The 4,976-nt window shown below is 68.0% G+C and carries 5 protein-coding genes and 1 pseudogene; 3 read left to right on the top strand and 3 right to left on the bottom strand.

The window, feature by feature from the left end; genetic code table 11:
• Nucleotides 1-353 precede the first annotated feature (353 nt).
• Entirely contained in the window at nt 354-1,043 is a 690-nt protein-coding gene (locus VIR09_RS05860) for a FadR/GntR family transcriptional regulator (protein WP_332012020.1), read from the top strand.
• A gap of 48 nt (nt 1,044-1,091) precedes the next feature.
• On the opposite strand, the gene VIR09_RS05855 is transcribed toward VIR09_RS05860, so the two are convergent.
• From VIR09_RS05855 to VIR09_RS05845, 3 genes are read right to left on the bottom strand one after another with little or no spacing between them, the layout of a single operon-like run.
• On the bottom strand, nt 1,092-1,673 hold the full coding sequence (locus VIR09_RS05855) for an amino acid synthesis family protein (RefSeq protein ID WP_332012019.1): 582 nt from the start codon (nt 1,671-1,673) through the stop codon (nt 1,092-1,094).
• Nucleotides 1,674-1,707: 34 nt separating this feature from the next.
• A complete protein-coding gene (locus tag VIR09_RS05850) occupies nt 1,708-2,673 on the bottom strand; it encodes a tripartite tricarboxylate transporter substrate binding protein (RefSeq protein WP_332012018.1) in 966 nt (321 codons plus the stop codon).
• A gap of 43 nt (nt 2,674-2,716) precedes the next feature.
• The gene (locus VIR09_RS05845; RefSeq protein WP_332012017.1) at nt 2,717-3,625 is read right to left on the bottom strand and encodes an NAD(P)-dependent oxidoreductase; all 909 of its coding nucleotides are present in this window, start codon (nt 3,623-3,625) and stop codon (nt 2,717-2,719) included.
• Between the two features lie 125 nt (nt 3,626-3,750).
• Here VIR09_RS05845 and VIR09_RS05840 point away from each other — a divergent pair, with 125 nt between their 5' ends.
• Nucleotides 3,751-4,671 (top strand): LysR family transcriptional regulator, encoded by a 921-nt coding sequence (locus VIR09_RS05840; RefSeq protein ID WP_332012016.1) that lies wholly within the window; start codon nt 3,751-3,753, stop codon nt 4,669-4,671.
• Nucleotides 4,672-4,854: 183 nt separating this feature from the next.
• Nucleotides 4,855-4,976: pseudogene (locus VIR09_RS05835) on the top strand (short-chain dehydrogenase); the annotation flags it as partial.

Here is a 4,976-nt window from a genome sequence, read left to right as displayed (position 1 = left end):
GCAGGTGGCGCCAGATAGCCCAGCTCGGCTTCCGGCGCCAGCGAATCCAGCACGGTCAGCTCGGGCAGGTTGATGCGCAGCCGGTCCAGCCAGGCCTGGCGGCGTTCGGAATAGGGGTAGTCAGCCAGTCGGGCCATCGCGTCGACGGCGCGGGCAAATCGGTCGTAGAGGTCGGTCATGAGCGGCGCTATGAACAAGAAGGGGCGTGGGGCCCGCGGCCGTGCCGGGGCGCTTTGCAGTACGGCTTTATCCTAACCGGTCAGACCAGTTGAATGTCATAATGCCCAGGCAGTATATGGCTGTCAACGCCAAACCGGGCGGCCGCCGCGCGCCCACGCCTTGAGAATTCCGCGATGAACACCGTCGAACACATAGCCCAGCAGTTGCAGGCCCGTATCCGCCAGCGTGATTGGGCAGAGGCCGGCAAACTACCCGGGCAACGCCAGTTGGCCGAGGAACTGGGCGTCAGCCGCGCCTCGCTGCGCGAGGCCATCACCATGCTGGAAGGACTGGGGCTGCTGCGCAGCGAAGCCGGCCGCGGCGTGTTCATCTCCCGGCCTGGTGAAAAAGGCCTGGGCAGCGCCTACGGCCGCTGGCGCTTCCAGGGCCGCTATGCCTTGCGCGACGTCTATCTGGTGCGCAACCAGCTGGAGGAACTGGCGGCGGGCCTGGCCGCGGGCGTGGTCACCCAGGCGGGGCTGGCCCGCCTGCGCGCCACCATCACGCACATGGACCAGGCCGCCGGCGCCGGCGATCTGGTGGCCATGTCGGAAGGCGACAGCGCCTTTCACGCCTGCCTGTATGAGATTGCCGGCAGCCCCATGCTGCTGGACCTGGCCGAGAGCATCGCCGATGTGGTCGACGGCAGCCGGCAGGTCGCGTTCGCCGACCCCGCGCGCGTGCGCGAGCCGATATACGAACATGCTGCCATCATCGACGCGCTGGCCACCGGCTCGGCCGAAGCCGCGCGCCGCGCCATGCGCGCCCATATCTGCAATGTGGCGGACCGCGCGGGCTTGTCGCTGACCATCCCGGGCGCCTAGGGCTCTGCGCGCCTCCTGCACGCGCAGGCAGGCCGCAGGCCAACGCGGCTATCGCTGTCCGTCGTGCACCGCCACGGCTTCCTTGGTCAGCCCGCCCAGCCGCGAATGCACGCGGCCGCCCGTGCCCATGACCAGGGCGAACAGGATCTCGTTGGCGCGCGGCGCGTCCTGGATGCCGATCTCGATGCTGTTGAAGTGGCTGCGCACGTACGAAGCGTGGATGTAGTGCACCGGCACCATCATGCGGTAGCCGGCCACGGCCACGGCCTTGACGGCGGGCACCATCGCGCGGGGTTCGCCCAGCACGCTGCGCATGGCCCAGCCGCCGGCTTCGTGCCAGACCGCGCCATGCTCCATTTCGCCGTCCAGGCCGACGATGGCGGCCTTGCTGTAGACCTCGATCTGGTCCTTGCCGCCCAGCGTGTCCACCAGTTCGGTTGCCAGCAGCGTGCCCAGGCTGCGCAGTTCCGCCATGAAGGGCATGAGGTCCGCCTCGTAGCGGCCGGCATAGGGATTGCGGATGACGGCGCAGGAAGCGGCGAGCTTGAGCGGCCGTTCGGGCGCCGGGCCGTTCTCGTGGCAGGTGGTCTCGACGATGAGGCAGCGTTTGCGGATATCGATCAGCGACATGCGGGGAATTCCTGGTTGCGGTTGAAGAGGGCGTTCATTGCGGCGGAATGCCGGTTTCCTTGACGATGGCGGCCCATTTGTCGATCTCGGCGCGCACGAAGCCGCCGAATTCGGCCGGGGTCTGTTGCTTGACGGTCAGGCCCTGGCGTTCATAGGTCTGCTTGAGTTCGCCATTGGCCAGGGCCTTGCCCAGCGATTGCGACAGGCGCTCGACCACGGGCGCGGGCAGGCCGGCCGGACCCATCAGGCCGAACCACACGGTCAGGTCGAAGCCGGGCGCGCCGGTTTCATTGAGCGTGGGGATGTCCGGCGCCAGCGGAAAGCGTTCGGGGGTGCTGACCCCGTAGGTCTTGACCTTGCCGGCGCGCGCCTGCTGCAGGCCGTTGGCCAGGTCGGTAAAGGTCAGGTCGACGGTGCCGCCGATGACGTCGGTGAGCGCCTGCGGACCGCCGCGGTAGGGCACCGGGGTGACGTTGATCTTGCCCATGGCCGCCAGCTTGGCGCCGAACACCTGCGCGCTGCCCGAGCCATAGGCATAGGTCAGCTTGCCCGGATGCTGGGCGCCATAGGCAAACAGATCGGACACCTGGGTGCCGGGCATGCGCGGCGACCCCACCAGCAGGTAGGGCGTTTCGGCGACGGCGCCGATGGGCGTGAGGTCGGTGGCGGGGTTGTAGGGCAGGTCCTTGAACAGGCTCACGCCGCTGGCCGCCGTGGACACGCCCACCACCACCAGGGTGTAGCCGTCGGGCTTGGCGCGGGCCACGTCGTGAGTGCCGATGATGCCGTTGGCGCCAGGTTTGTTCTCCACCACCACGGGCTGGCCCAAATCGTCGGCCATGGCTTTGCCCAGGCTGCGCGCCACTACGTCGGTGATGCTGCCCGGCGGGAAGGGCACGACCATGCGGATGGGGTGGTCGGGATAGCCTGCGGCGCCTGCGGGCGCGAGCGGCGCGCCCAGCACCAGCGCCAGCGCGAGCGTGGCGGCGGATCGTTTCATGCTTGTCTCCTGTGGATGTCTTTATTGTTGGCGTCGCGCGGGGTCAGGCCGGCGCGCAGGCTTGCAGGCGTTCCAGGTAGCGGTGGATCTCGGTGTTGTCCGCGCCAGCGGGCATGTCCGCAAGCGCGCGCTGCCACAGCTCCGTGCACAGCGACAGCTGCGTGGCCGGAACGCCGGCCAGCGTCTGCAGCGCGTCGGCGGTGCGCAGGTCCTTGGCCATCAAGGCCAGGGCGAAGCCGCCGTTGTAGGTGCCGGGCACGATGAACTGGCGCAGCTTGGTTTCGGTGGCGACGTTGCGGCCGCTGGAGGCGTTGAGCACGTCGGTGAACACATTCAGGTCCAGGCCCATGCCCCGCGCGATCAGCAGCGCCTCGCTGGCCGCCAGCAGGCCGGCCGCGTAGACGTAGTTGTTCAGCGCCTTCATTGCATGGGCGGAGCCCACCGCGCCGGTGTGGATGAGCGAAGCGCCCATGCGCGACAGCAGCGGACGCACGCGTTCCAGCCCGTCCGCGTCGGCGCCCACCATGATGGCCAGGGTGCCGGCGGCGGCCTTGGCCACCGCGCCCGACACGGGCGCGTCGATGAGCGTGATGCCAGCCTCGCGCAGGCGCGGCGCCAGCCGCAGCGTTTCGGCCGGATTGGATGAGCCCATGTCCAGCAGCACGGAACCGGGGCGCATCGCGCCCGCCAGTCCGTTCTCGCCTTCGATGACCGCGTTGGTGACGACGCTGTCGGGCAGCATGGTGATGACCACGTCGCAAGCGGCCAAGGCCTGCAGGCCGGCGGCCGGCTTGAGCGTCTGGTTCCAGGCGGGGTGTGCGGCCAGGCGTTCCAGGCGCGCGGGATCGCGGTCATACGCCAGGATGTGGTGGCGCTCCTCGCCGCGGGCGAGGTTTTCCAGCATGGGCAGGCCCATCATGCCCAGCCCAACGAATCCTACTGTCAGTGTCATGCATTCCCTTTATCGAATCGCTCCGGAATACGTGCCGGGAGCCATCTGGAATGCTAATGAATGCGTGATTGCAGCGCCTATGCTAAGTTGGCCGGGGGTTATAACAAATGATTATCGGATCAGCCATGCGTTTCAAGCTCAGGCAGATGGAAGTGTTCCGGGCGGTGATGCTGACCGGTTCCATGAATGGCGCGGCCAAGCTGCTGTTCGTGTCGCAGCCGGCGATCAGCCGCCTCATCGCCCACACCGAACAGAGCCTGGGCCTGCAGCTCTTTGAACGGGACAAGGGCAAGCTCACGCCCACCCCGGAAGCGCAGCGCCTGTTCGAGGAGGTGGGGCCGTTGTTCGACGAAGCCCTGCGCATCGATGAACTGGCGCGCGACCTGGCCGAACGGCCCGAGGGCGCGTTGACCCTGTGTTCCAGTCCCAGCCTTGCGTTGAACTTCGTGCCGCCCGTGATCGCGCAGTACCTGGAGCTCTACCCCAAGGTCAGACTCAAGTTCCACACCACCTTGCTGTCCGACATGGCGCACGAGCTGTTGGGACGCAAGGCGGAACTGGCCGTATCGGTGCTGCCCATCGACCATCCCAACCTGGTGGTGGAGCCGCTGGCCACCGGCGAGATGGTTTGCATCCTGCCGCAAGGCCACCCCCTGACTGCGCGGCGCGCGGTCAGCCTGGCCGAACTGGCCGAGTGCAAGCTGATCCTCTACAACCGCAACATCCCGTTCGGACAACTGGTGGCCGCGGCCTTCCAGCGCGCCGACGTCAGCTGGAATCCTGCAGTGGAAATCGTGCGCGCGGAACTGGCCTGCGCGTTGGTGCGGGTGGGCGCGGGCGTGGCCATCGTCGATGAGTTCTCGGTCGGGCAGCAGGGCTGGCCCGGCGTGGTGACGCGACCGCTGCGCGAGTCCATCCCACTGTCGCTGAGCCTGGTGCGTTCGCGCTTCGACCGTCCCAGCCGCCAGGTGCAGCGCTTCGTGCGCCTCATCAAGGATCATGCGCGGACCTCGCGCAAGACGGGCCGCGCCCGGCCGGCCCCATAGTCCTGCCGCATCCGCACGCAACGGACAGGCGTTGCAGTTTCCGGACACGCCAATTGGATCTGGCGCAACTTTCCCCCGAATAAACGCAGTTTGCGGATAGCGTTGGCCGGATCCGGCTAACGCGGGCCGGGCGCGCGGCGCCAGTATTCGCCTCACTCAATCAGCTAACGGTGAGGTGATGCGATGAAGGGTCTGGACAACAAGGTGGCCATCGTGACCGGCGGCGCCACGCTGATCGGCGCGGGCGTGGTTGCGGCGCTGCGGGCCAAGGGCGTGCGCGTGGCGCTGTTCGACATCGATGCCGC

The organism is Achromobacter sp. (assembly GCF_036567245.1).
Lineage (GTDB): Bacteria > Pseudomonadota > Gammaproteobacteria > Burkholderiales > Burkholderiaceae_B > Achromobacter.
Note: the sequence above shows the minus strand (reverse complement) of the source record. Positions and strands in the feature narration are given on the sequence as shown.

Bases quoted from the DNA above. Each gene is read 5' to 3' on its own strand.
- VIR09_RS05860 (WP_332012020.1), top strand. From the start codon at position 354: ATGAACACCGTCGAACACATAGCCCAGCAGTTGCAGGCCCGTATCCGC.
- VIR09_RS05855 (WP_332012019.1), bottom strand. From the start codon at position 1,673: ATGTCGCTGATCGATATCCGCAAACGCTGCCTCATCGTCGAGACCACC.
- VIR09_RS05850 (WP_332012018.1), bottom strand. From the start codon at position 2,673: ATGAAACGATCCGCCGCCACGCTCGCGCTGGCGCTGGTGCTGGGCGCG.
- VIR09_RS05845 (WP_332012017.1), bottom strand. From the start codon at position 3,625: ATGACACTGACAGTAGGATTCGTTGGGCTGGGCATGATGGGCCTGCCC.
- VIR09_RS05840 (WP_332012016.1), top strand. From the start codon at position 3,751: ATGCGTTTCAAGCTCAGGCAGATGGAAGTGTTCCGGGCGGTGATGCTG.